Origin of the sequence: Sphingomonas ginsenosidimutans, from assembly GCF_002374835.1 — a bacterium.
GTDB lineage: Bacteria > Pseudomonadota > Alphaproteobacteria > Sphingomonadales > Sphingomonadaceae > Sphingomonas > Sphingomonas ginsenosidimutans.
On sequence record NZ_NWVD01000004.1, the window covers coordinates 203,938 to 227,964 of the forward strand.

Annotated in this window: 25 protein-coding genes; 14 read left to right on the top strand and 11 right to left on the bottom strand. The window is 69.7% G+C overall.

Annotation, left to right across the window (positions count from 1 at the left end):
• The 4 genes from COA17_RS11645 to COA17_RS11660 form a co-directional block, all read right to left on the bottom strand.
• The gene (locus COA17_RS11645; RefSeq protein WP_096612600.1) at window positions 1-522 is read right to left on the bottom strand and encodes a GNAT family N-acetyltransferase; all 522 of its coding nucleotides are present in this window, start codon (window positions 520-522) and stop codon (window positions 1-3) included.
• Complete coding sequence (gene ndk, locus COA17_RS11650) at window positions 522-944, bottom strand: nucleoside-diphosphate kinase (protein ID WP_066489768.1); 423 nt, start codon at window positions 942-944, stop codon at window positions 522-524. The genes COA17_RS11645 and ndk overlap by 1 nt, the downstream gene beginning before the upstream one ends.
• Before the next feature lie 88 nt (window positions 945-1,032).
• Complete coding sequence (locus tag COA17_RS11655) at window positions 1,033-1,473, bottom strand: DNA polymerase III subunit chi (RefSeq protein WP_096612602.1); 441 nt, start codon at window positions 1,471-1,473, stop codon at window positions 1,033-1,035.
• A 19-nt stretch (window positions 1,474-1,492) separates the two neighbouring features.
• Window positions 1,493-2,932: a leucyl aminopeptidase gene (locus COA17_RS11660; protein WP_096612604.1), complete on the bottom strand. Its 1,440-nt coding sequence runs from the start codon at window positions 2,930-2,932 to the stop codon at window positions 1,493-1,495.
• 193 nt (window positions 2,933-3,125) lie between these two features.
• Between COA17_RS11660 and COA17_RS11665 the strand changes: the two genes are divergently transcribed.
• The 4 genes from COA17_RS11665 (at window position 3,126) to rsmA (ending at window position 8,632) form a co-directional block, all read left to right on the top strand.
• Window positions 3,126-5,321, top strand: a complete 2,196-nt coding sequence (locus COA17_RS11665) for an LPS-assembly protein LptD (protein WP_176484892.1) — start codon at window positions 3,126-3,128, stop codon at window positions 5,319-5,321.
• 92 nt (window positions 5,322-5,413) lie between these two features.
• Window positions 5,414-6,775: a peptidylprolyl isomerase gene (locus tag COA17_RS11670; RefSeq protein ID WP_096612608.1), complete on the top strand. Its 1,362-nt coding sequence runs from the start codon at window positions 5,414-5,416 to the stop codon at window positions 6,773-6,775.
• Between the two features lie 10 nt (window positions 6,776-6,785).
• A complete protein-coding gene (gene pdxA / locus COA17_RS11675) occupies window positions 6,786-7,802 on the top strand; it encodes a 4-hydroxythreonine-4-phosphate dehydrogenase PdxA (RefSeq protein ID WP_082740978.1) in 1,017 nt (338 codons plus the stop codon).
• 5 nt (window positions 7,803-7,807) lie between these two features.
• Complete coding sequence (gene rsmA, locus COA17_RS11680; protein WP_096612610.1) at window positions 7,808-8,632, top strand: 16S rRNA (adenine(1518)-N(6)/adenine(1519)-N(6))-dimethyltransferase RsmA; 825 nt, start codon at window positions 7,808-7,810, stop codon at window positions 8,630-8,632.
• 3 nt (window positions 8,633-8,635) lie between these two features.
• Here the strand turns inward: rsmA and COA17_RS11685 are convergent, their stop codons facing one another.
• The 5 genes from COA17_RS11685 to guaB form a co-directional block, all read right to left on the bottom strand.
• Window positions 8,636-9,151: a tetratricopeptide repeat protein gene (locus tag COA17_RS11685; protein WP_066489805.1), complete on the bottom strand. Its 516-nt coding sequence runs from the start codon at window positions 9,149-9,151 to the stop codon at window positions 8,636-8,638.
• Window positions 9,152-9,184: 33 nt separating this feature from the next.
• A complete protein-coding gene (locus tag COA17_RS11690; protein WP_096612612.1) occupies window positions 9,185-10,333 on the bottom strand; it encodes an RsmB/NOP family class I SAM-dependent RNA methyltransferase in 1,149 nt (382 codons plus the stop codon).
• A 352-nt stretch (window positions 10,334-10,685) separates the two neighbouring features.
• Window positions 10,686-11,045 carry a contact-dependent growth inhibition system immunity protein gene (locus COA17_RS11695; protein ID WP_096612614.1) on the bottom strand — a complete coding sequence of 120 codons (360 nt, stop codon included), beginning with the start codon at window positions 11,043-11,045 and terminating at the stop codon, window positions 10,686-10,688.
• Window positions 11,046-11,283: 238 nt separating this feature from the next.
• Entirely contained in the window at window positions 11,284-11,907 is a 624-nt protein-coding gene (locus COA17_RS11700) for a DUF6985 domain-containing protein (protein WP_066489779.1), read from the bottom strand.
• Between the two features lie 154 nt (window positions 11,908-12,061).
• The gene (gene guaB, locus COA17_RS11705; RefSeq protein WP_066489781.1) at window positions 12,062-13,519 is read right to left on the bottom strand and encodes an IMP dehydrogenase; all 1,458 of its coding nucleotides are present in this window, start codon (window positions 13,517-13,519) and stop codon (window positions 12,062-12,064) included.
• A gap of 158 nt (window positions 13,520-13,677) precedes the next feature.
• Here guaB and COA17_RS11710 point away from each other — a divergent pair, with 158 nt between their 5' ends.
• Both COA17_RS11710 and COA17_RS11715 read left to right on the top strand, forming a co-directional pair.
• The gene (locus tag COA17_RS11710) at window positions 13,678-14,649 is read left to right on the top strand and encodes an SPFH domain-containing protein (protein ID WP_066489785.1); all 972 of its coding nucleotides are present in this window, start codon (window positions 13,678-13,680) and stop codon (window positions 14,647-14,649) included.
• A complete protein-coding gene (locus COA17_RS11715; protein WP_176484882.1) occupies window positions 14,649-15,095 on the top strand; it encodes an NfeD family protein in 447 nt (148 codons plus the stop codon). The genes COA17_RS11710 and COA17_RS11715 overlap by 1 nt, the downstream gene beginning before the upstream one ends.
• A gap of 51 nt (window positions 15,096-15,146) precedes the next feature.
• Here the strand turns inward: COA17_RS11715 and COA17_RS11720 are convergent, their stop codons facing one another.
• Window positions 15,147-16,757, bottom strand: a complete 1,611-nt coding sequence (locus COA17_RS11720) for a phosphoenolpyruvate carboxykinase (protein ID WP_096612618.1) — start codon at window positions 16,755-16,757, stop codon at window positions 15,147-15,149.
• Window positions 16,758-16,989: 232 nt separating this feature from the next.
• On the opposite strand from COA17_RS11720, the gene COA17_RS11725 reads away from it, so the two are divergent.
• From COA17_RS11725 to COA17_RS11760, 8 genes are read left to right on the top strand one after another with little or no spacing between them, the layout of a single operon-like run.
• Entirely contained in the window at window positions 16,990-17,694 is a 705-nt protein-coding gene (locus COA17_RS11725) for a response regulator transcription factor (protein WP_096612620.1), read from the top strand.
• Window positions 17,663-19,237 carry a sensor histidine kinase gene (locus COA17_RS11730; RefSeq protein ID WP_096612622.1) on the top strand — a complete coding sequence of 525 codons (1,575 nt, stop codon included), beginning with the start codon at window positions 17,663-17,665 and terminating at the stop codon, window positions 19,235-19,237. Before COA17_RS11725 ends, COA17_RS11730 begins: the two co-directional genes overlap by 32 nt.
• The gene (locus COA17_RS11735; protein WP_096612624.1) at window positions 19,234-19,662 is read left to right on the top strand and encodes an HPr kinase/phosphorylase; all 429 of its coding nucleotides are present in this window, start codon (window positions 19,234-19,236) and stop codon (window positions 19,660-19,662) included. Before COA17_RS11730 ends, COA17_RS11735 begins: the two co-directional genes overlap by 4 nt.
• Complete coding sequence (gene rapZ, locus COA17_RS11740) at window positions 19,659-20,561, top strand: RNase adapter RapZ (RefSeq protein ID WP_066488781.1); 903 nt, start codon at window positions 19,659-19,661, stop codon at window positions 20,559-20,561. The genes COA17_RS11735 and rapZ overlap by 4 nt, the downstream gene beginning before the upstream one ends.
• Window positions 20,562-20,590: 29 nt before the next feature.
• Window positions 20,591-20,998, top strand: a complete 408-nt coding sequence (locus COA17_RS11745; protein ID WP_066488783.1) for a PTS sugar transporter subunit IIA — start codon at window positions 20,591-20,593, stop codon at window positions 20,996-20,998.
• On the top strand, window positions 20,995-21,264 hold the full coding sequence (locus COA17_RS11750) for an HPr family phosphocarrier protein (RefSeq protein WP_066488759.1): 270 nt from the start codon (window positions 20,995-20,997) through the stop codon (window positions 21,262-21,264). Before COA17_RS11745 ends, COA17_RS11750 begins: the two co-directional genes overlap by 4 nt.
• A gap of 29 nt (window positions 21,265-21,293) precedes the next feature.
• Window positions 21,294-22,097, top strand: a complete 804-nt coding sequence (locus COA17_RS11755) for a TrmH family RNA methyltransferase (protein WP_096612757.1) — start codon at window positions 21,294-21,296, stop codon at window positions 22,095-22,097.
• Window positions 22,094-22,408 (top strand): hypothetical protein, encoded by a 315-nt coding sequence (locus COA17_RS11760; protein ID WP_066488763.1) that lies wholly within the window; start codon window positions 22,094-22,096, stop codon window positions 22,406-22,408. The genes COA17_RS11755 and COA17_RS11760 overlap by 4 nt, the downstream gene beginning before the upstream one ends.
• Before the next feature lie 221 nt (window positions 22,409-22,629).
• Here COA17_RS11760 and COA17_RS11765 read toward each other — a convergent pair whose 3' ends face one another.
• On the bottom strand, window positions 22,630-24,012 hold the full coding sequence (locus COA17_RS11765; RefSeq protein ID WP_066488765.1) for a DNA recombination protein RmuC: 1,383 nt from the start codon (window positions 24,010-24,012) through the stop codon (window positions 22,630-22,632).
• Between the last annotated feature and the right edge of the window lie 15 nt (window positions 24,013-24,027).

Genomic DNA, 24,027 nt, shown 5'->3' on the forward strand with positions numbered 1-24,027 from the left:
TTACAGGTCGCGGGCGTAGATGCGATCGTCGCACCACGTCCCGCCGACCTTGAAACGGCGTTCGGCAGCGACGGCGAAGCCCTGTCGTTCGTAGAAGGCGCGGGCGCGGGCATTGCCGGCGAACACCCCCAGCCACATCCGGCGCGCACCCAGCGCGCGTCCATCGGCGATCGCCTGCGCCATCAGCGCAGCGCCCAGCCCGGTGCCGCGCGCGGCCGACAGCGTGTAGATGCGACGCAGCTCGATATCGCTGGGGCCGGTTTCGCCCACTTCGTCCGGCGGGGTGAGCAGCGAATAGCCGACCGGGGCGGCGCCGACGGCATGTTCGGCGAGCGTCAGCACCGCGGCGGGATCCGTGCTCCACGCCGCGAACTGTTCGGGCCGGCTCTTGCCGTCGAGATGCGCGAGGATGTCCGCGCCCGACAGCACGCCGGCGAAGGTATCCAGAAAGCTGGCGCGTGCGACCAGCGCGACGGCGGCGGCATCGTCCACCGACGCACGCCGCAGCCGCCAGGCGGTCATCAGCCGACGATCTCTTCGGGCTTGAAGAAGTACGCGATCTCGATCGCGGCATTCTCGTCCGAATCCGAACCGTGGACGGTGTTCGCCTCGATCGATTCGGCCAGTTCCTTGCGGATCGTGCCCGGCGCGGCGTTTTCCGGATTGGTGGCACCCATGATGTCGCGGTTGCGCTGCATCGCGTTCTCGCCTTCCAGCACCTGCACGACGACCGGGCCGGAGGTCATGAACGCGACCAGATCGTTGAAGAACGGGCGCTCCTTGTGGACCGCGTAGAAGCCCTCGGCCTGCTCCTTCGTCATCTGGATCCGCTTGGAGGCGACGACGCGCAGGCCGGCTTCCTCCAGCATCTTGGTGACCGCGCCGGTCAGGTTGCGGCGCGTGGCGTCGGGCTTGATGATCGAAAAGGTACGGTTCGCGGCCATGACGGTCACGGGCTCCTGAAAATGAGGATTGCGGAAAAGTGGCGCCGCCCTAGGCCCGACGTCGCGGCGATGCAAGCCGCGGGTGGCGTCAGGAGGCCTGTTCCCAGCGGCCGGCGTCATTCTGTTTCCAGTAGCGTCGCTCCACCCCGTCGCGCGCCGCCAGCGATTTCCACGCGGTCCGCGCCGCGGCGATATGATCGTCGTCGAAGAAATGGAACGCGCGGTCGAAATCGAGCGCGGCGTCGCGCCATTCGCCGTCGACCAGCGCGACATGGCGCGCGCCGTTGGCGGGCGTGACGTCCCCCGCGATCAGCACCGGCTGGCGCGTGTCGTCGGCGGTGCCCGCGACCGCATGGGGCAGGAAGCTGTCGGGCGTGTGGCTCCACAACAGCCGGTCGAGCGCGGCCTGCCGATCGGGCGCGGCGGCGACGATCAGCAGGCGCGCGCCGCTCGCCACCACCTTCTCGGCGATCTGCGGCAGCGCGCGTTCCAGCGGCGTGTGCACCAGATGATAGAAATCGACCTGCACCGCGCCCCGCCCGCCCGCCTTATGCCTCGCGGTCGGCGATGAAGCGGTCGAGGACGCGCACGCCGAAGCCGGTCGCACCCTTCGCCCAGGTCGGGCCGTCCTTGTCCGCCCAGACCATGCCGGCGATGTCGAGATGCGCCCAGGCCACGCCCTTGTCGATATAGCGTTGCAGGAACTGCGCGGCGGTGATCGATCCCGCGCCGCGCGGGCCGACGTTCTTCATGTCGGCGATCGGCGAATCGATCAGCTTGTCGTAGGCCTCTGACAGCGGGAAGCGCCACAGCTGGTCGCCCGAGGCCCGTCCCGCCGACAGCAGCGCGTCGGCCAGCGGATCGTCATTGGCGAACAGCCCGCCATATTCGTTGCCCAGGCTGACGATCATCGCGCCGGTCAGCGTGGCGAGATCGACGATCGTCGCCGGCTTGTGGACGCTCTGCACCCAGGTCAGGCAGTCGCACAGCACCAGCCGCCCCTCGGCATCGGTGTTGATGACCTCGACCGTCTGGCCCGACATGCTGGTGACGACGTCGCCGGGGCGCTGCGCATTGCCGTCGGGCATGTTTTCGACCAGCCCCATCACGCCGACGACATTGGCCTTCGCGCCGCGCCGTGCGAGCGACAGCATCGCCCCCGCGACCGCGCCCGCGCCGCCCATGTCCCACTTCATGTCCTCCATGCCGGCCGCCGGCTTGATCGAGATGCCGCCGGTGTCGAACGTCACGCCCTTGCCGACCAGCGCGGTGACCGGCGCTCCCTCGCCCGCGCCGTTCCATTTGAGCGCCAGGATTCGCGGCGCACGCGCCGACCCCTGCGCCACGCCCAGCAGCGCGCCCATGCCCAGCTCACGCATCTGCGCCTCGTCCAGCACCGTTGCCTCCAGCCCGAGGCCGTCGACCGCCGCCAGCACGCGCTCCACGAACGTTTCCGGGTAGAGCACGTTAGGCGGCAGCGCGGCGAGCGTGCGGGCAAGGTCGAGCCCGGCGGTCACCGCCTCGCGCGCCGGCCAGGCGGCATCGTCGCCGACCACCGTCAGCGCGGCCAGCGTCGGCTTCTGCTTTTCGGGGAGCCTGGTGCGATATTCGTCGAACCGCCACGCGCGCTGCGCGGCGCCGGCCGCGAACCGCGCGGTCGCGGCGGCATCGACCCCCGACAGATCGGCGACCGCCGACGTTGCGCCGGAGGTGAGCAGCCGCGCGGTCAGCGCGCCGCCGGCGCGTTCGTAGGCCGCGTCGTCACCGGTGCCGACGCCCAGCAGCACGATGCGCTGCGCAATGCCGTCAGCGGCGACGAACAGCTCGGCGCTGCTGCCGGCCTCCCCCTCGAACCGCGCACCGCGCGCCGCCGCCTCGATCAGCGCATCGGCGCCGGCGACCAGCCCGGTCAGCGCGTCGCCCTTGCGTACGGGCAATGCCAGGACGGCGGCATCGGCGGGGCGGCTGGGGGCGAACGCGATCTTCATCTACACATACCTTTCGTTCCGTCCCGGCTCCCTAGCCGCTGGCGGGGCGCGGCGCAAAGCGTTGCAGCACGCGCCGCGCGATGCGATAGGGCTGCGACGATGCGCCCTTGCCATTCCGGCGGCGCACCATGCGGTCGACGGGAGCAACGTGAGGCGTCTGGATCTTCTCGCCGGTGGTGCGATCTGGTTGTCGATGGCGGGACCGGCCGCCGCCCAGACGTTGCAGGATCGCCCCGTCGCGCCCCCCGCGCCGGCCATCGAAAGCACCGCCGCGCCCGTGGCGGCGGATCAGGTGCAGTTCAGCGCCGGCACGCTGGAATATGACTATAACGCCGATATCGTGACCGCCGCGGGCGCGGTGCGGATGACGCGCGAGGGCGACCGGCTGCGCGCCGACAAGGTGGAGTGGAACCGCAAGACCGGGCGCGTCGTGGCGACCGGCAACGTCGCGGTGACCAACCCGCAGGGCGACGTCGCCTATGGCGATTCGATCGAGCTGACCGATTCGCTGAAGGACGGCGTGGTCGACAACATCTTGGTCGTGCTGGAACGCGGCGGGCGGATCGCGGCGGTCCGCGGCACGCGCCAGCAGGACGGCACGGTGCTGCTGGATCGCGCGGCCTTCTCGCAATGCCCGGTGACCGACAGCGACGGCTGCCCCAAGGAACCGTCGTGGAAGATCACCGCGGTCAAGGTGACGTACCGCCCCGACCGCGAGCGCGTCTATTTCGACCAGGCGCGCTTCCACCTTCTGGGCCTCACCAGCCCGGCGCTGCCGCGGTTCAGCGTGCCGGTGGGCGAGGCGAACGATACCGGGCTGCTGACGCCGGGGATCGGGATCACGCGGCTGAACGGCGTCGAACTGGTGCTGCCGATCAATATCGCGCTGGGGCAGGATCGCTCGCTGATCGTCGCGCCGCACCTGTTCTCCTCCGAACTGCCGATGCTGGAGATGCGCTATGCGCAGGTGACGCAGCTCGGCGCCTTCTCGCTGACCGGCTACGCCACCAGCAGCCGGCGCAGCGGCGACCTGTCGGGCGGGTTCACCACCGAGACGGAACGCGCGCTGCGCGGCTATCTGGATGGCAAGGCGCGGTTCCAGCTCGACCCGAACTGGTCGCTGTCGGGATCGCTGCGGATGGTCACCGACCGCACGTTCCTGCGCCGCTACGACATCTCGCGCGAGGATCGGCTGCGCACGCATGTCGCGCTGGAGCGGATCGACGCCGACAGCTATCTGTCGATCGCCGGCTGGGCGGTGCAGACGCTGCGCGTCGGCGAACGGCAGGGGATGCAGCCGGTCGCTTTACCGGAAATCGACTATCGCCGGCGCTTCACCGACGCGCTGCTGGGCGGGACGATCCAGGTGCAGGCCAATACGCTGGCGATCGGGCGACGCGCCGGGCAGGACACGCAGCGCGCGTTCGTCAGCGCGCGCTGGGACTGGCGCGGGATCACCACGTTGGGGCAGGAAGTGTTGCTGACCGCCTTCGGCCGCGGCGACGCCTATAACACCAGCGGCAGTGCGGCGACGACGATCGCCAGCTATCGCGGGCTGGACGGGTTCCAGACGCGCGCGATCGGCGCACTGGCCGCCGAGGTGCGCTGGCCGTTCGTCGGGCAGTTGCTGGGCGGCTTCCAGCGGTTCGCGCCGCGCCTGCAGATCGTCGCGACGCCGCCGACCCGCAACCTGGCCGTCCCCAACGAGGATGCGCGCGCGGTGGATCTGGAGGATTCCAACCTGTTCGCGCTGAACCGCTTCCCCGGATACGACCGGTGGGAGGATTCGAGCCGCGTCACCTATGGCGCCGACTGGTCGCTGGACCTGACCGGGATCGCGGTTTCCGCGACGGTGGGGCAGAGCTATCGCCTCAACGACCGGCCGACGATCCTGCCCAGCGGGACGGGCCTGTCCGATCGCTTCTCCGACATCGTCGGGCGCACCAACGTGCGGATCGGCGAGTTCGTGACGTTCACCCATCGCTATCGCCTGGACAAGGACAATCTGGCGGTACGCCGGAACGAGATCGACGCGACGGTCGGTTCGCGCCGCACCTATGCGACGGTCGGTTATCTGCGGCTCAACCGCAACATCCAGGGGCTGGAGGATCTGCAGGACCGCGAGGAGGTGCGCGCGGGCGGGCGGCTGGCGTTCGCGCGTTACTGGTCGGTGTGGGGATCGGCGATGATCGACCTGACCGACCGTGCGGAAGACCCGCTGTCGCAGTCGGACGGCTTCACCCCGATCCGCCACCGCGTGGGTGTCGCCTATGAAGACGATTGTATCGATCTGGGGCTGACGTGGCGGCGCGACTATCAGTCGACCGGCGACGCGCGCGCCGGCAACAGCTATCTGTTGACGCTTTCCTTGAAGAACCTCGGCCGCTAAGCCACGGTTCAGCTGACATCGGGCAACTCCGCCACACGGGACAGTCGCGCGCGCGCCAGTCCGCGACACCAACGGGATTTCGAGAAACGGTGATGACGACGAAGAAGGGCGCGGCGCTGCTGATCCGCCGGATGCTGGGGACCGTGCTGGCGCTGGGCGCGGCCGCGGCTGCCATCGCGCAGACGGTCGAGGATCAGGCGCTGCCCGACAACACCGGGCTGAACATCCCGTCGAACCTGCAGATTTTCGGCAAGACGGATTCGAACATCCGCAAGGCGACCGCGATCGTCAACGAGACCGTCATCACGGGCACCGACGTCGACCAGCGCGTCGCGCTGGTGGCGACGGCGAACAACGCCAAGCTGTCCGATCAGGATCGCGAGCGGCTGCGCGTGCAGGTGCTGCGCCAGCTGATCGACGAGACGTTGCAGATCCAGCAGGCCAAGACCGCCGACATCACGATTACCAAGGCCGAGCTGGATCAGGCGTACGCCGGCGTCGCCAAGAACTTCAACCGCACGCCCGCGCAGTTCACGCAGTGGCTGACGCAGAACGGGTCGTCCGAACGCTCGATCCGCCGCCAGATCGAAGGCGAGTTGGCGTGGAACCGCTATCTGCGCCGCCGCGTCGAGCCGTTCGTCAACGTGGGCGACGAAGAGGTGAAGGCGATCCTCAACCGGCTGGAAGCGGCCAAGGGGACCGAGGAATATCACCTCAACGAGATCTACCTCGCCGCGACCCCGGACCGCGAGCAGGAAGTGTTCAACAACGCGCGCCAGATCATCGCCGAGATCGGCAAGGGGCAGGCGCCGTTCGCCTATTTCGCGCGCAATTTCTCCGCCGCGACGACGCGCAGCGTCGGCGGCGACCTGGGCTGGGTCCGCGCCGCGCAGCTGCCCGACGCGCTGGCGCAGGCGACGCAGACGATGCAGGTCGGCCAGGTCGCAGGCCCGGTGCCGACGCCGGGCGGCTTCTCGATCCTGTATCTGGCGGACAAGCGCCAAGTGCTGATGGCCGACCCGCGCGACGCGCGCCTGAGCCTGAAGCAGCTGACGATCAAATTCCCCGCCGGCACCACGCAGGCGCAGGCGACGCAGCGCACCGCCGCCTTCGCCACCGCGATCGAGAAGCTGAAGGGCTGCGGCTCGGTGCCGCAGATCGCCGCGACGCTGAACGCCGAGGTGGTCGACAACGATTCAGTGCGGGTGCGCGATCTGCCGCCGCAGCTGCAGGCGATCATGCTGAAGCTGCAGGTCGGCCAGGCGACGCCGCCGTTCGGCAACCCCGAGGAAGGCGTGCGCACGCTGGTGCTGTGCGGCCGCGACGAAGTGGCCAGCGGCCAGCTGCCGGGCGCGGCGCAGATCCAGAACCAGCTGGAGCAGCAGCGCGTCAACCTGCGCGCGCAGCAGGCGCTGCGCGACCTGCGCCGCGACGCCGTGATCGAGTATCGCTGAGGCGCCGCGGATGCATCAGCCGGACCGCACCGCCCCGATCATGGTATCGATGGGCGATCCCGCGGGGATCGGGCCGGAGATCATCGCCAAGGCGTGGGCGGCGCGGCACGAGCGCGGACTGCCGCCGTTCGTCGCGGTGGGCGATTGCCGCGCAATCCGGCAGGTATGGGACGGGCCGGTGCAAATTGTCACCGACCTGACCGCCGGCACGCGGCTGTTCGACGAGGCGCTGCCGGTAATGACGGTCGAGGACGGCGGCGATATCGTCCCCGGCACGCCCGATCCCGACGGCGCGCGCAGTGCGCTGCACGCGCTGGAGCTGGCCGCGGGGCTGGTCCGTTCGGGCGCGGCGCGCGCGCTGGTGACCGGGCCGGTATCCAAGGCGCAGCTGTACGGCATCGGCTTCACCCATCCGGGGCAGACCGAGTTCGTTGCCGAACGCTGCGGCATCTCGCGCGACAACGCCGTCATGATGCTGGCCGGGCCCGGGCTGCGCGTGGTCCCGATCACGACGCACGTGGCGCTGGCCGAAGTGCCCGCGCTGCTGACGGTCGAGCTGCTGGTGGGCAAGGCGCGGGTCACCGCGCGCGGCCTGTGGCGCAATTTCGGGATCGAGCGGCCCCGGCTGGCCTTTGCCGGCGTCAACCCCCATGCCGGAGAGGGCGGCGCGATCGGGCGCGAGGAGATCGACGTGATGATCCCCGCGATCGAGCAGCTGGTTGCCGAGGGGATCGACGCACGCGGGCCGTTCGCGGCGGACACGATGTTCCACGCCCGCGCGCGTGCCGACTATGACGCGGCGCTGTGCTGCTACCACGACCAAGCGCTGATCCCGCTCAAGACGTTGTTCTTCGATGACGGCGTCAACATCACCTTGGGGCTGCCGATCGTGCGCACCTCGCCCGACCATGGCACCGCCTTCGGGATCGCGGGTCAGGACCGCGCGCATCCCGGCGCGATGATCGCCGCGATCCTGATGGCGGACGAGGCCGCGGCCAACCGCGCGCGCTGCACCGCCGCCGCATGACCGGCATGGTCGAGTTGCCGCCGCTGCGCGAGGTGATCGCGCGGCACGGCCTGTCGGCGTCCAAGGCGCTGGGACAGAACTTCCTGTTCGATGCGCAATTGCTGGCTCGGATCGCCCGCATCCCCGGCGACCTCACCGATGCCGAGGTGCTGGAGGTCGGCCCCGGCCCTGGCGGGCTGACGCGGGCGTTGCTGGCGCAGGGGGCGCGGGTGACCGCGATCGAGCGCGACCGGCGCTGCATGCCGGCGCTGGCCGAACTGGAGGCGGCCTATCCGGGCAAGCTGCGGGTCATCGAGGGGGATGCGACCGAGATCGATGCCCGCGCGCTGTTCGACGGCGCGCCGCATATCGTGTCGAACCTGCCGTACAATGTCGGTACCGCGCTCTTGATCGGGTGGCTCTCCGCCGATTGGCTGCCGTGGTGGCGTTCGCTGACGCTGATGTTCCAGCGCGAGGTGGCGGACCGGATCGTCGCGGGCGCCGGAGACGATGCCTATGGGCGGCTGGCGGTGCTGTCGCAGTGGCGCAGCGCGGCGCGGATCGCGATGCCGGTGCACCGTTCCGCCTTCACCCCGCCGCCCAAGGTGATGTCGGCGGTGGTGCACATCACCCCCACCGAGGCGCCGGCTGGGGTCGACCTCGCCATTCTGGAGCGGCTGACCGCGGCGGCATTCGGGCAGCGGCGCAAGATGCTGCGGCAGAGCGTGCGCGGCGTGCCGGGCGCGATCGCGGCGCTGGAGGCCGAGGGGATCGACCCCACCCGCCGGGCCGAGACGGTAGACGTCGTCGCCTTCGTCGCGGTGGCACGGCGGTTGAGCGCCGCTTCCTAGGCGTCAGTCCTTCGCCGAGGCCTTGGGCGGCACCTTCGTCACTTCCGCCTGGGCGGTGGTGATCGCGGGCGGCCCCTTGGCGATGGCGGCGGCGAGCGTCGTCGCCTGCGGGCAGGTGCCCTTGCACAGGGTCCGCACGCGCGAGAGATTCTGGCGCGCGCGTTCCACGGCGCCCTTTTCCACCAGCGCCGCGCCCTGCCCCGACAGCGCGTCGACGTCGTTCGGCTCGAGGAGCAGCGCCTCGCGATAGAGGCGGATCGCCTTGCCCGGCAGGCCGCGCGCATCGGCGACCTGCGCCAGCGCGATGAACCCCTGGCGGTTGCGCGGATCGACGGTGACCGCGCTTTCGATCAGGTCGGTCGCGCCGTCGAGATTGCCCGCCGCCTGCGCCGCACGCCCCTGTTGCAGCAACGCCATGCTGCGCGGGTCGATCTGGTCATCGGGGCGCTGGCCATGCAGCGATGTGGAGATCGACACCAGCGCCAGCGAAAGGGCGACGGCGACGGACGTGAAACGCATGAACGGCTCCAGCTTCGGCACGACCACTGGCGGTTAGCACGGCGCCCGGAGGCGTGCGACAAAAAAGCCGTCGGTGCCGTCATGCGCCGGCGTCAGCCGCAACCCCGAACCCCGCGCGCGGCCGAACGGCAGCGACAGCGGCTCGGCGACCCAGCCGGGAAAGGCGGACAGGAAGGCATCGACCTGCGCCGCGCCCTCCGCATCGAGCAGCGAGCAGACGACATAGACCAGCGCGCCACCGGGCCGGACGCAGCCCGCGCCGATCCCCATCACGTTGCGCTGTGCCGCGACGAAGCCGTCGAGCCGCGCCGGTGTCAGCCGCCAGCGCGCCTCCGGGTTGCGACGCCACGTGCCGGTGCCCGAACAGGGGGCATCGACGAACACCACGTCGGCGGCGACATCGACGAGCGCGGCGCGTTCGTGCCCCGGATCGAGCAGCCGCGTCTCGATGAACGACACGCCCGCGCGTTCGGCGCGGGGCGCGAGCCGCGACAGGCGCGCCCGGTCGATATCGGCGGCGATGATGCGCCCCTCCCCCGCCATCTGCGCGGCGAGCGCGAGGCTCTTGCCCCCGGCCCCGGCGCATAGATCGAGGACGGTCATCCCCGGCGTGGCGCCGGCGGCGAGCGTCACCGCCTGGCTGCCGGCGTCCTGCACCTCCGCCAAGCCGCCGAGCGCGGCGACGTCCGCCCCGGCCGGCAGGCGGCGGGCGTGCGGCAGGCCGGGGATCGGCGCGGCATCGGGGATTTCGGCATCGGGATCGAGCAGCCGGACGTCGAGCGGCGCGCGGTCGATCAGCGCGGCCTGTTCGGCGGCATCGACGCCAGAGGCGGCGAGTTCGTCGACCAGCCAGCGCGGATGCAGCCCGGCCGGAGCCGGCGCCTCCCCCGCGGCGATCGGCGCCGGGCCGTGGGTGGAGCCGTCGAAGGTCGCGGCCAGCGCCGCGTCCGCGCTCGCCAGCGTCAGCATCGCGGCGCGCCCGCTGGCGGGCACCTCCCCCAGCGCACGGATCGCGGCATAGACGAGTTCGCGGACCGCGCGGCGATCCTTCGATCCGGCATAGCGGCGCTGCGCAAAATAGCGGGCGATCAGCGTATCGGCCGCCGCGCCGCCCTCGCGCGCGGCAAGGATGATCGCGTCGAGCAACTCGATCGCGGCCTGGGTACGGGCGGCGGGGGTCATGCGCGGGCGTCCGTGGCGGCGGTGAATGTTGCGAATGTTGAGGCGGTGGCGCGGTGTTCGGGGGCTGCGCGACGGGGACGCGCCCGCGACGCGACACCGGTGCGACAGGTGTGCGCCGCTTGAGAGGGGGGGAGAACAATGGTCATCGTCGCGGCTGTGCCAGAAAGCGCGATCGTAGGACAGCGGGGCCGCGGCCTTCGTTCGTCACAGGCGGCGGTCCTGCATCAGCGCCACCTCCGCCGTCGGCGGTATATGGACGGCGGTACGGGTCAGGTGACGCGGATCGGCACAAGCGGATGTGCTAACCGGCCTGCGGTGCGCCTGCGAAACGCTGTTTCCCGTTTCACCATCGTCACCAGCATTCGCGAAAGCGGGATGCAACGGCCGGATCGACGGCGATGGCACGTACCATGTGGAGAAACCCGGTGCTGCTGCAGCCCAGATCCGGCGGGTTCACATCCATGCCCCATCGCTTCACGAAGGCGGCATCAGCGTCGCTCGCTTCGTTCACGAGGAAGCGGTCGATCTCCACGATCACCCGCGCCCGCTCCCCCGGCTCCGCCCGACTGGACCATTCGGCGATCGCGTCCGACATGGTCGAATGGAGCAGGTCCATGTCCTGATGCAGATACCCCTCGATGATCTGCTCCAGCAGCGGATAGTCCGGGTCCGGCGGGATCGCGCGTGGCCGGCCGCGCCACAGATCGCTCAATCGCATCGATACATACCGGCGGTCGCGCCGCCTCGACCCGGGGCCACGGCCGTGCGGTCGATCGGATGAGGTACATGACGAACCCGGATCGGCATCCGTTCTCGATACTCGATATCAGCCGCGCGGTGCACCCCTGCCGGGCGCCGCCGCGTCGCTGTTCGCGGGGTCCGCGTTCGGAGCACTCTGGGTGAAGACGGCGATCAACACAGTCCGAGCAGACCGGGCGGAAAGGAAATCCTCAACCACTCGTCTGGTCTCGACTGCGCCCCTCGGCGTGTCGCCGGGCTATCCACATCGAGTTCGGTACGTCTCCGCCGCCCCATTCGACGACTTGCGTGCCATGAAACATCAGGCCGTAACCGTGCTCGGTATCCCAGGTGCAGGCGAATTCCACGCCGAAATAGGGCGGCTCTCCCACCACATCCTGCAGGACGATGTGGAGGAGGCGGCACCTCTGGCGCACTTGCGCTTCGTCCCATGTTCGGTCGACCCGTTCGTCGGTCAACCCATGGATGCCATCCTGAAGGGCGGCCAGCTTTCCCAGCGACGAAAGCAGGGCCGTGACGATCGCCCGCTCCACCACCGCATCGTTGCCGATCAGCCACGCGGCCGCCGCGATCATAGGCGAACCAGGCAGATCGCCCGCACCATCGTCATTCTCGAAGCTGACCGGCACCTCCCCCGGCTCCGCGAAATCGCGATAGCCGCGACCCGGGTGAGCCAGCGCGCCGGGCGAATGTTGAAGCGTTGACGTCAGCGGCATCGGCAGAGCGGTCAGCCAGTAGCCCTCGCCACCGTACAGCGTTGGCAAACCGCGGAGTTCCATAGGTTTGTCGCGGTAAGGAAGCTTGTCCAGGCGCATGGTCCAATCCTCCGGTCAGCACATTTATCGCAAGGTTCCGGCGCGTGGCCAACTCGCCGCGCATTTCGGAGCGCCGCGCGATGCGCGTCGTTTGCCGGGCCTGGACGCTCTCGCGCGCCCCGCCGGTACGAACGGGAGTTGCCTAACCCCCGTCCTATCGCGTCGGGTAGTTCGGTGCCTCGCGGGTGATCGTCACGTCATGGACGTGGCTTTCCTTCAGGCCCGCGCCGGTGATGCGGACGAATTGCGCGCGGCGTTGCAGATCGGGGATGGCGGCGGAGCCGGTATAGCCCATCGCCGCCTTGATCCCGCCGACCAGCTGGTGGATCACCTCGCGCGCCGGGCCCTTGAACGGCACCTGCCCCTCGATCCCCTCGGGCACCAGCTTGAGCTGGTCGCGGACCTCGCCCTGGAAATAGCGGTCGGCGGAGCCGCGCCCCATCGCGCCGACCGATCCCATGCCGCGGTAGGATTTGTACGCACGCCCTTGATAAAGGAAGGTTTCGCCCGGCGCTTCCTCGGTCCCCGCCAGCAGCGATCCGACCATGCAGGTCGACGCGCCGGCGGCCAGCGCCTTGGCCAGATCGCCCGAGGTGCGGAGGCCGCCGTCGGCGATCACGGGGACGCCCGACTTGGCGGCTTCCTCCGCGCAGTCCATCACCGCTGTCAGCTGCGGCACGCCGACGCCCGCGACGACGCGGGTGGTGCAGATGGAGCCGGGGCCGATGCCGACCTTGATCCCGTCGGCGCCCGCGTCGATCAGCGCGCGCGTGGCGGCGGCGGTGGCGACGTTGCCGGCGACGACCTGGACCGCGTTCGAGAGCTTCTTCACGCGTTCGACCGCGCGGGCGACGTCGCTGTTGTGGCCGTGCGCGGTGTCGATGACGATCAGGTCGCATTCGGCATCGACCAGCGCCTCGGTCCGGTCGAAGCCCTTGTCCCCCACGGTGGTGGCGGCGGCGACGCGCAGGCGGCCGGCGGCGTCCTTGGTCGCCTCCGGGTACATCACCGCCTTTTCGATGTCCTTGACGGTGATGAGGCCGACGCAGCGATACGCCTCGTCCACCACCAGCAGCTTTTCGATGCGGCGCTGGTGGAGCAGGCGGCGCGCCTCCTCCTGCCCCACGCCCGTCGAAACGGTGGCGAGGTTGTCGCGCGTCATCAGCTCGGCGACCGGCTGGTGCGGGTTTTCGGCGAAGCGCACGTCGCGGTTGGTGAGGATGCCAACGAGCCGCCCGTCCTTCTCCGTCACCGGAATGCCGCTGATCCGGTGCGCGGCCATCAGCGCCTGCGCCTGCGCCAGCGTCGCTTCGGGGGCGATGGTGATCGGGTTGACGACCATGCCGCTTTCGAAGCGCTTCACCTGCCGCACCGCCGCGACCTGTTCGTCGACGGTCAGGTTGCGGTGAAGGACGCCGATCCCGCCCAGCTGCGCCATGACGATCGCCATGTCCGCCTCCGTCACGGTATCCATCGCGGAGGAAACGACCGGGATGTTGAGCGCGATGCCGCGCGTCAGCCGGGTGCGGGTGTCCGCCTCCCCCGGCAGGACGCTCGACTCGGCCGGAACGAGCAGGACGTCGTCGAAGGTGAGGCCGAGGCGGATATCCATGTAATGCCGAATCCCAGGGAGGTGCAGGAGTGGCGCGCCATGTAACCGCAAGCGCGGCGGATCGCTAGGGGCCGGATCGCCGGGGATCGCGCGGCGCTAGGCGGCGCGTCGCGCGCGCGCTATCATCGGCGCCCTGTACCGGGGGAGTTGCCACGACCATGCTGATCGCCGCCATCCTGTTCCTTGTCCTGGTGCTCGCGTACCTGATGACCAGCATCAAGATCGTTCGCCAGGGCTATCAATATACGATCGAACATTTCGGCCGCTACACCGCCACCGCGGTGCCGGGGTTCAATTTCTATCCCGCCTTCTTCTACCGCGTCGGACGGCGGGTGAACATGATGGAGCAGGTGATCGACATTCCAGGGCAGGAAATCATCACCAAGGACAATGCGATGATCTCCACCGACGGGGTGGTGTTCTTTCAGGTGCTGGACGCGCCCAAGGCAGCCTATGAGGTCAGCGACCTGTACAATGCGCTGCTGAACCTGGTGACGACCAACCTGCGCACCGTGATGGGATCGATGGACCTCGATGAGACGCTGTCGAAGCGCGACGAGATCAACGCGCGGCTGCTCAATGTCGTCGATCACGCGACGACGCCCTGGGGGGTGAAGATCACCCGTGTCGAGATCAAGGACATCCGCCCGCCGCAGGATATCGTCAACGCGATGGCGCGGCAGATGAAGGCGGAGCGCGAAAAGCGCGCCAACATCCTCGACGCCGAGGGCAGCCGCGCGTCCGAGATCCTGCGCGCCGAAGGGCAGAAGCAGGCGCGCATCCTGGAAGCCGAGGGGCGGCGCGAATCCGCCTATCGCGACGCGGAGGCGCGCGAGCGCGCGGCCGAGGCGGAGGCGAAGGCGACGCAGGTGGTGAGCGAGGCGATCGAGCGTGGCGGCACGCAGGCGATCAACTATTTCATCGCGCAGAAATATGTCGAGGCGGTCGGCAAGTTCGCGACCAGCCCCAATGCCAAGACGATCCTGTTCCCGGTCGAGGCGACGCAGCTGATCGGGACGTTGGGCGGGATCGGCGAACTGGCCAAGGAGGCGCTCAAGCCGGATGCGGCGCCGGCCGCGCCGGCCCGGCCGGAGAAGCCGCGCGGGCCGTTCGAGCTGCCGCAATCGTGATGCTGGACGATATCGGGGGCATGGCGACCGGCTGGCTGATCGCCGCGCTGGCGCTGGGGATCGCCGAGCTGGTGGTGCCGGGCGTGTTCCTGATCTTCCTGGCGGTGGCGGCGGCGATCACCGCCGCGCTGCTGGTGGCGGTGCCGGGCGTCGCGCTGCCGGTGCAATTGCTGTCGTTCGCGGTGTGGAGCGCGGTGGCGGTCGCGGTGGGGCGGCGGTGGTATCGCGACTTTCCGGTGACCGGCGGCGATGCGCGGCTCAACGACCGCACCGCGCGGATGATCGGCAGCGTCGCGCGGCTGGAAACCGCGATCGAGCATGGCCGGGGGCGCGTGACGATCGACGACGGCAGCTGGCCGGCGCGCGGCCCCGAACTGCCCGCGGGCAGCGCGGTGCGGATCGTCGCGGTGGACGGCGGCGTGGTGGTGGTCGAGGCGGAGGATTGAGCCGTATCCTCCGGCCCGGTCGCGGGGAGACGCGACCGGGCCGGCGCGCGGTCAGGTCGCGGTCGCGGGCGCCCTGGGCGCGGCTTCGCGGACGCCCTGGTCGACATGGTCGGCGAATTGCGCGAAATTCTCGTTGAACAGGTCGACGAGCTTCGCGGCGGTCGCGTCATAGGCGGCCTTGTCCGCCCAGGTTTCGCGCGGGTCGAGGATCGCGGTGTCGACACCGGGCACCGACACCGGCACCTTGAACCCGAAATTGGGATCGGTACGGAATTCGGCATTGTTGAGGCTGCCGTCGAGCGCGGCGTCGAGCAGCGCGCGCGTCGCCTTGATCGGCATGCGGTGGCCGGTGCCGTACTTGCCGCCGGTCCAGCCGGTGTTGACCAGCCAGCAATCCACCCCGCCCCGCGCGATCCGCTCCTTCAGCAGATTGCCGTAGACCGACGGATGGCGCGGCATGAACGGCGCGCCGAAGCAGGTGGAGAAGGTCGCGTCCGGTTCGGTCACGCCGATTTCCGTCCCCGCGACACGCGCGGTATAGCCCGACAGGAAATGGTACATCGCCTGATCCGGCGTCAGCTTCGCGATCGGCGGCAGGATGCCATAGGCGTCGGCGGTGAGCATGACGATGTTCTTCGGCGTGCCCCCCATGTTCTTTTCTGACGTATTGGGGATAAAATCGATCGGATAGGCGCCGCGGCTGTTTTCCGCGAGGCTGTTGTCGTCGAGGTCGAGCTGGCGGGTGACCTCGTCCATCACGACGTTTTCCAGCACCGTGCCGAAGCGCTTTGTCGTCGCGAAGATCTCCGGCTCGGCATCGGCCGACAGGCGGATCATCTTGGCATAGCAGCCGCCCTCGAAATTGAAGACCGCATCGTCCGACCAGCCATGTTCGTCGTCGCCGATCAGCGTGCGCTTGGGATCGGCGGACAGCGTCGTCTTGCCGGTGCCCGACAGGCCGAAGAACACCGCGGTGCGCCCGTCGTCCCCCATGTTCGCCGAACAGTGCATCGGCATCACGCCCGCGGTCGGCAGCAGATAGTTGAGGATGCCGAACACCGACTTCTTCATCTCGCCGGCATATTTCGTGCCGCCGATCAGGATCAGCTTCTCGGTCAGGTTGACCGCGATCACGGTTTCGCTGCGGCAGCCGTGGCGCGCGGGATCGGCGCGGAAGCTGGGCAGGTCGATGATCGTATAGTCGGGCACGAAGCCCTTCAGTTCGGCCTCCTCCGGCCGGACCAGCATCGTGCGGATGAACAGATTGTGCCACGCCAGCTCGTTGACGACGCGCACGCGAACGCGGTGCCCCGGCTGCGACCCACCGAACAGGTCCTGGACGAACAGGTCGCCCTTTTCACGCAGCGCGGCGAGGAAATCGGCCTTCAGCGCCGCGAAATGCGCGGGGTCCATCGGCTTGTTCGACTTGCCCCACCACACGCTATCCTCGGTCTCGGCATCGCGGACGGTGAACTTGTCCTGCGCCGAGCGGCCGGTGTGCTGACCGGTTTCGACGACCAGCGGGCCGTCGGCCGACAGCTTCCCCTCGCCGCGCGCGACGGCCAGCTCGACCAGCCGCGCGGTGACAAGGTTCCAGTGGACGGTCGCGCGGGTTTCGATGCCCATCGTGTCCAGTCCGGCGGTAGGAATGCGATCGCTCAATGGTCCGTCCTCTTCCTGCATCGGCGCGCAGCCGGACGGCCGCGCCCCGTAACCCTGACGATCGGATACCGATACCCGCCGACCGCGTCAAACATGTTAAACACGCTGCCGGCGCGTCATGCCGGGACAGCTGCGATCGCGGGCGGGCATTGAGGCGCGCGCCGCTTTGATCTACGCCGCAACGCATGACCCGGACCCTGCCCCGGCCCGCACCCCTGTTCCGGCCCGTACGATGACCGCTACGATCGCGCTGGTCGACGACGACCGCAACATCCTGACCTCCGTATCGATCCAGCTGCAGGCCGAAGGGTTCCTGACGCGCGTCTACTCGGACGGCGAGACCGCGCTGAAGGCCCTGACCGACAACCCCGCCGATCTGGCGATCTTCGACATCAAGATGCCGAAGATGGACGGTCTGGAGCTGCTGCGCCGGCTGCGGGAGAAGAGCCAGATCCCGGTGATCTTCCTGACCAGCAAGGACGACGAGCTGGACGAGGCGCTGGGGCTGGCGATGGGCGCCGACGATTATATCGCCAAGCCGTTCAGCCCACGGCTGCTGATCGCGCGCATCCGCGCCATCCTGCGCCGCACCGAGGCCGCCCCCGCCAGCGACGGCGCGGAGGGTGAGGCGCAGGGGCCGATCGAGCGCGGGCGGCTGATGATGGACCCGGCGCGCCACCGCGTCACCTGGGCGGGCGACGCCGTGACGCTGACCGTCACCGAATTCCTGATCCTGGAAACGCTGGCGCAGCGCCCCGGCATCGTGAAGACGCGCAACCAGTTGATGGATGCCGCGTACCAGGACGACATCTACGTCGACGACCGGACGATCGATTCGCATATCAAGCGCGTCCGGCGGAAGTTCCGCGAGGTCGATCCGCAGTTCGATTCGATCGAGACGCTGTATGGCGCCGGCTATCGCTTCTCCGAGGAGTGAGGCCGCCGAGCAGGCGGTAGCGCTGACGGGGCGGGTGTCGCTGACGCCGCGTATCCTGGCGGTGAACATCTTCGCGCTGTTGCTGCTGGCCGGGGGGTTCTTCTACCTCGACTCCTTCCGCACGCGCATCCTCGACGGGCGCGTCGTGCAGGCCGCGCGCGAGGCGCGGCTGATGGCCGAGGCGCTGTCCGCGGTCGGCCCGGCGGAACGCGACCCGCTACTGGCGCGACTGGCACGCGACACCGGTGCGCGGCTGCGGCTGTACGGTGCGGACGGCGCGACGATCGCCGACAGTCGCCAGCTGGGGATCGCCAACTTCCGGCTGGAAGACCCCGACCATGACGGGCTGGCGAAACGCAGCGCGCGCTGGCTGGATGCCGCGATCGACCGGATCGTGCGCGCGCCGCTGGCCCCCGGCTATCGCGAGCGGCGCAACGGGCACGAATGGAACGACGTGGCGCAGGTGCAGGCCGGCAAGCCCTATTCCGTCACCATCTGGCGCGCGCCGGATCGCACCCCCGTCATCACCGCCGCCGCGCCGCTGCCGGGCGGCCGCGCGCTGATGAGCAGCGTCAATGCACGCGACGTCACCGAGCGCGTGCGGCTGGAGCGGTTCCGGCTGAGCGTGGTGCTGATGGTGGCGGCGGTCATCTCGATCGCGTTGTCGCTGTTCCTGGCGCGCACGATCGTCAACCCGCTGCGCCGCCTTGCCCGCGCGGCGGTGCGCGTGCGGCTGGGCCGGGCGCGCGAGGTGGTGGTGCCGCGACTGCCCGATCGCCGTGACGAGATCGGGATGCTGGCGCGCGCGCTGTCGGACATGAGCCTGGCGCTGCGCGCGCGGATCGACGCGACCGAGGCGTTCGCCGCGGACGTGACGCATGAGTTGAAGAACCCGCTCGCCTCGCTGCGCTCCGCCGTCGACGGGCTGGAACGGGTCCACAACCCGGCGTTGCAGGCCAAGCTGCTCGCGATCGTCAAGGACGACGTCCACCGGCTCGACCGCCTCATCAGCGACATTTCCGATGCCTCGCGGCTCGATGCGCAATTGAGCCGGGCGACGTTCGAGCCGGTGGATATCGCCGCGATGATCGGCGCGATGGTCGCCGACCGGCTGCACCGCGGGGTCGCGCGCGACGTGCGGCTGCGGTTCGACCGGCCCGATCCGGCACCGCTGATCGTGCAGGGCGAGGGCGCGCGGCTGGAACGCGTGTTCGCCAACCTGCTGGACAATGCCATTTCCTTTTCCCCCGACGGCGGGCTGGTGAGCATCGCCGCGCGGCGCGACCAGGCGATGCTGGAGATCCGCGTCGAGGACGAGGGGCCGGGCGTGCCCGAGGAAGCGCGCGAGGCGATCTTCCGCCGGTTCCACTCGGTCCGCCCGTCGAGCGAGGGGTTCGGCGAACATTCCGGACTGGGGCTGGCGATCGCGCGGACGATCGTCGACGGGCACCAGGGCGAGATCACCGTGGAACAGCGCGAGGACCGGTCGAGCGGCGCGCGCTTCGTCGTTCGCCTGCCGCTGGTGCCGGAGGTGCCGCAATGACCGACACGCTGACGCTGCACGCCACCACGGTCGCGATCGGCGGATGGGGGGTGATCATCACCGGGCGGTCGGGGGCGGGCAAATCCGACCTGGCGCTGCGCCTGATCGACCGCGGCGCGGAGCTGGTGTCCGACGATTACACCGTGCTGACCGCCAGCGACGGGGTGCTGACCGCCGCCGCCCCCGCGACGATCGCGGGGCGGATGGAGGTGCGCGGGATCGGAATCGTCGATTGGCCCTATCGAATCGTCGCGCCGGTCGTCATGGCGGTGGCGCTCGGCGATGAGGACGAACGGATGCCCGACCCGCAGATGATCGAGATCGCCGGCGTCACCCTGCCCCAGGTGGTGATCGACCCGCGCTGGCCCAGCGCGCCGATCAAGGTCGAATGGGCGCTGGCGCGCGCGGTGGAGGCGGCGCGATGACCGAGGTACTGATCGTCACCGGCATGGCGGGCGCGGGCAAGACCAATGTGCTCAAGACGCTGGAAGACCTGGGCTGGGAGACGGTCGACAACATTCCGTTGTCGCTGCTGGGGCGCGTGGTGATCGCCCCGGCCGGCGACGGCGGCGGGCCGGAGCGGCCGATCGCGGTCGGGCTGGGCACGGGAACGCGCGATTTCGATCCGGAGGCGGTGATCCGCCATGTCGACCACCTGCGCACCCGTGCCGGCGTCTCGGCGGAGATCCTGTTCCTCGACTGTTCCGGTAGCGAGTTGGCGCGTCGCTATGTCGAGACGCGGCGGCGCCACCCGCTGGCCACCGATCGCCCCGCGGCCGAGGGGATCGCGCAGGAGCGCACGCTGCTGGCGCCGCTGCGCGCGGCGGCCGACCGGCTGATCGACACGACGCGGATGCGCCCCAACGCGCTGGCGCAGCAGATCCGCGAGGCGTTCGTGCGCGAGGCGCAGGGCGAAACGACGCTGACGGTCGAGTCGTTCGGCTTTTCGCGCGGTGTGCCGACCGGCGCCGACCTGGTGTTCGACATGCGGTTCCTGCGCAATCCGCACTGGGACCCGGCGCTGCGCCCGCTGACGGGGCGCGACGCGCGCGTCGGCGCCTATATCGCGGCGGACCCCGCCTATGACGAGGCGGTCGGGCGGATCGAGGAGCTGCTGCTGCTCCTGCTGCCGCGCTACCATGCGGAGGGAAAACCCTATGTCACCGTCGCCTTCGGGTGCACGGGGGGCAAGCATCGCTCGGTCCATGTCGCCGAGCGCGTGGCTGGGCGGTTGCGCGACGGCGGTTTTTCGCCCACCATCCGGCATCGCGATCTGGGCGCCGCGCCGCAGGATACGCCTGAGGGACGGCCGCAGGGTCTATGAACGGAATGTCGAAAACAATGATCGGCCCCATGATCGGCCTGGTACTCGTCACCCATGGCCGGCTCGCGGATGAATTCGTGACGGCGATGGAGCATGTCGTCGGGCCGCAGAAACAGGTGCGTACCGTCGCGATCGGCCCCGACGACGATATGGAGGCGCGGCGCGCCGACATCGCCGGGGCGATCGCGGAGGTGGACGACGGGCGCGGCGTGATCGTGCTGACCGACCTGTTCGGCGGCACGCCCTCCAACCTGGCGATCTCGCTGATGGAGCGCGGGCGCGTGGAGGTGATCGCGGGGATCAACCTGCCGATGCTGATCCGGCTCGAATCGGCGCGCAAGGCGATGACCGTCGTCGCCGCGGTGGCCGCCGCGCGCGAGGCGGGGCGCAAATATATCTCGGTGGCGTCCGAGGTGCTGGGCGAGGCGGCGGCGTGACCGTCTCGCGCACCGTCGAGGTCACCAACCGCCGCGGTCTGCACGCGCGCGCCAGCGCCAAGTTCGTGACGCTGGCGTCGAACCTGCCGACGTCGGTGAAGGTCGCCAAGGGCGATTCGGAGGTGATCGGCACGTCGATCATGGGGCTGATGATGCTGGGCGCCGCGAAGGGCGACCATATCACGATCAGCGCCGACGGCGACGCCGCCGAGGATGCGGTGCAGGCGATGTGCGCGCTGGTGGAGGGCAAGTTCGGGGAGGATTGATCCCCCTTCCCGTCCATGTGCGCCGCCTGATGCCCAGAACCATCACCGCTTATTCGAACCCGCTGGTCAAGCGCGTGCAGGGCCTGCGCGACAAGCGCCACCGGCGCGAGGAAGGGTTGTTCCTCGCCGAGGGGCTGCGCATCCTGACCGAGGCGCTGGAGACGGGGCGCGTGCCGCGGTTCCTGTTCTTCGCCGCGGCCAGCGCGGGCCACCCGCTGGTGCGCGCGCTGATCGACGCGGTCGAGGCGGACTATGGCGAGGCGATCGAGACCACGCCCGACATCCTGTCCAAATTGTCGGGCAAGGACAATCCGCAGGCGGTGGTCGGCGTGTTCGACATGTTCGAGACGACGCTCGACGCGCTGGACCGCGCCGCCGCGCCGATCTGGCTGGTGGCCGAGCGGCTGCGCGATCCGGGCAATCTGGGCACGATCCTGCGCACCGGCGATGCGGTGGGCGCGGGCGCGCTGATCCTGGTGGACGAATGCGTCGACCCGTTTTCCACCGAGGCCGTGCGCGCCAGCATGGGGGCGCTGTTCACGGTGCCGATCGTGCGAACGCCGTGGACGGAATTCATCGCGTGGCTGCGCCAGGGTCCGGGGCAGTTGGTGGGACTGAGCCTCCAGACCGAGGAAGGCTATCGCGATGCGCCCTATGCCGCCCCCACCTTCCTGCTGACCGGCAACGAGGCGCAGGGTCTGCCCGAGGATTACGAGGCGGCGTGCGACCTGCTGGTCAAGCTGCCGATGTGCGGCAAGGCCGACAGCCTGAACGCGGCGGTGGCGACCGCGGTGATGGCCTATGAGGTGCTGGCGCGGCACGGCCGCGGATGATCGCCGCGCTGGCAATCGCCGCGGCGACCCCGCCCGCCATCTACCGCGCGCTGGGAACCGAGCCGTTCTGGAACGTCGCGATCACCGGTCGCCGCGCGCGGATCGGCGAGCCGGGGCGGCGCGACGTGGTGGTGGCGGTCGATCACCCCGAACGCCGGCCGCGCGGCTGGCGCTGGCGGTCCCGGGCGCTGACGATCACGACCGAGCGGACTGCATGTAGCGACGGAATGAGCGATCGCGTCTATCCCGACCGTGTCACGATCGTCTGGCGCGGCCGGCGGCTGGAGGGATGTGGCGGGCACCGGCCCTAGGTCGGATCGACCCTCAGGCCCACGATCCGTTCATGCTGAGGAGAGGCTGAGCGAAGTCGAAGCCTCGTCTCGAAGCGCATGCTGGGAAACATGCCACCGATAGATTCAGGATCGTCCGGGAGACGATCCGATCTGGGCATCCCTTCGAGACGCCGTTTCGACAAGCTCAACGGCTCCTCAGGGCGAACGGAGGCGAATGTCGATCGGCCCTAGCGCCATCGCTATTCCGCCGCATCGTCCAGCGCTGCCAGCTTGGTGAGCGGGCGGGCGATCTGTTCGCCGACCGGGAGCGCCTCGATCGAGCGGTTGCCGGTGTCGACGTTAAGCGTCTCGAACCGTTTCGCGCTGGTCAGCACCTGGCTTTCGAGGCTGCCCACGAAGGCGTTATAGGCGCCCATCGCGGTATCAAGGTTCTTGCCGAGTTTCGACACATGCCCGCCCATCACCGCGAGGCGCGCGTAGAGTTCCTTGCCGAGCGCGGCGATCTCCTGCGCCTGCGCGGCCAGTTTTTCCTGTCGCCACACCGCCGAGACGGTGCGCGCGATCGCGATCAGGTTGGTCGGCGTGGCCAGTAGCACGCGGCGGTCGAAGGCGAAGTCCCACAATGTCGGATCATGTTCGAGCGCGGCGGACAGGAAATGTTCGCCCGGCACGAACATCACCACATATTCGGGCGCATCGGCGAACTGCGTCCAATAGGCCTTGGCTCCCAGCGCGTTGACATGCGCGCGCATCGAGGCGGCGTGCGCGGCGAGGCCCAGCTGGCGCTCGCCCTCATCCACCGCGCCGAACGCATCCTGGTAAGCGTTGAGCGATACCTTGGCGTCGATGATGAGCGACTTGCCGCCGGGCACGCGGACGATCGCGTCCGGACGCAGCCGGCCCTGCCCGTCCTCGGCCGCGACGCTGACCTCCATCTGGAAATCGGTGTGCTCGGCAAGGCCGCAGCTTTCGAGGACGTTGCGCAATTGCTGCTCGCCCCACCGGCCCCGCGCCTTGGGCGCGTTGCGCAGCGCGTTAACCAGCTTGGCCGCCTCGCCCGAGACGCGCTCCTGCCCGGCGCGCATCGCCTCGATCTGCCCATGCAACTGGCCGAAGGCATCGCGGCGCTCCGCCTCGATCTTTGCCACGCCTTCCTCATAGCGCAGCAGCCGGTCGTTGACGGGTTGCAGCAGCGCCTTCAGCCCCTGCCCGGCCTGTTCCTCCGACTGGCGCAGCCGCGCCTCGGCACGCTCCAGGAACGCCTTTTGCGCGTCGGTCAGCGCGGTCTGCGCCACTTCCTTGAAGCGCAGCGTCATCTCGTCCGCGGCGACCTTCAGGTCGGCGATGCGCTGCTCGGCGGCGCGACCCTCGGCGGTCAGGCGCGAGACGTCGAGGCGCGCGGCCTCGCGCTCGTCACGCGCCTGCGTCAGCTCTTCCCGGAGCGTCTCGGCTGCTTTCGCGCGCTCCTCCGCGGCGGCCAGATCGGTGATCGCGCGGCGAAACTGCTCGGCCTGCGCATCGCGGTCGGTGCGCAGCGCCGCGACCTCCCGCTTGCCCGCTAGCCAGCCGATGAGAAGGCCCAGTGCGACGGCGACGAGCGCGATGAGGAGATATTCGACCATGCGCGGAACATAGAT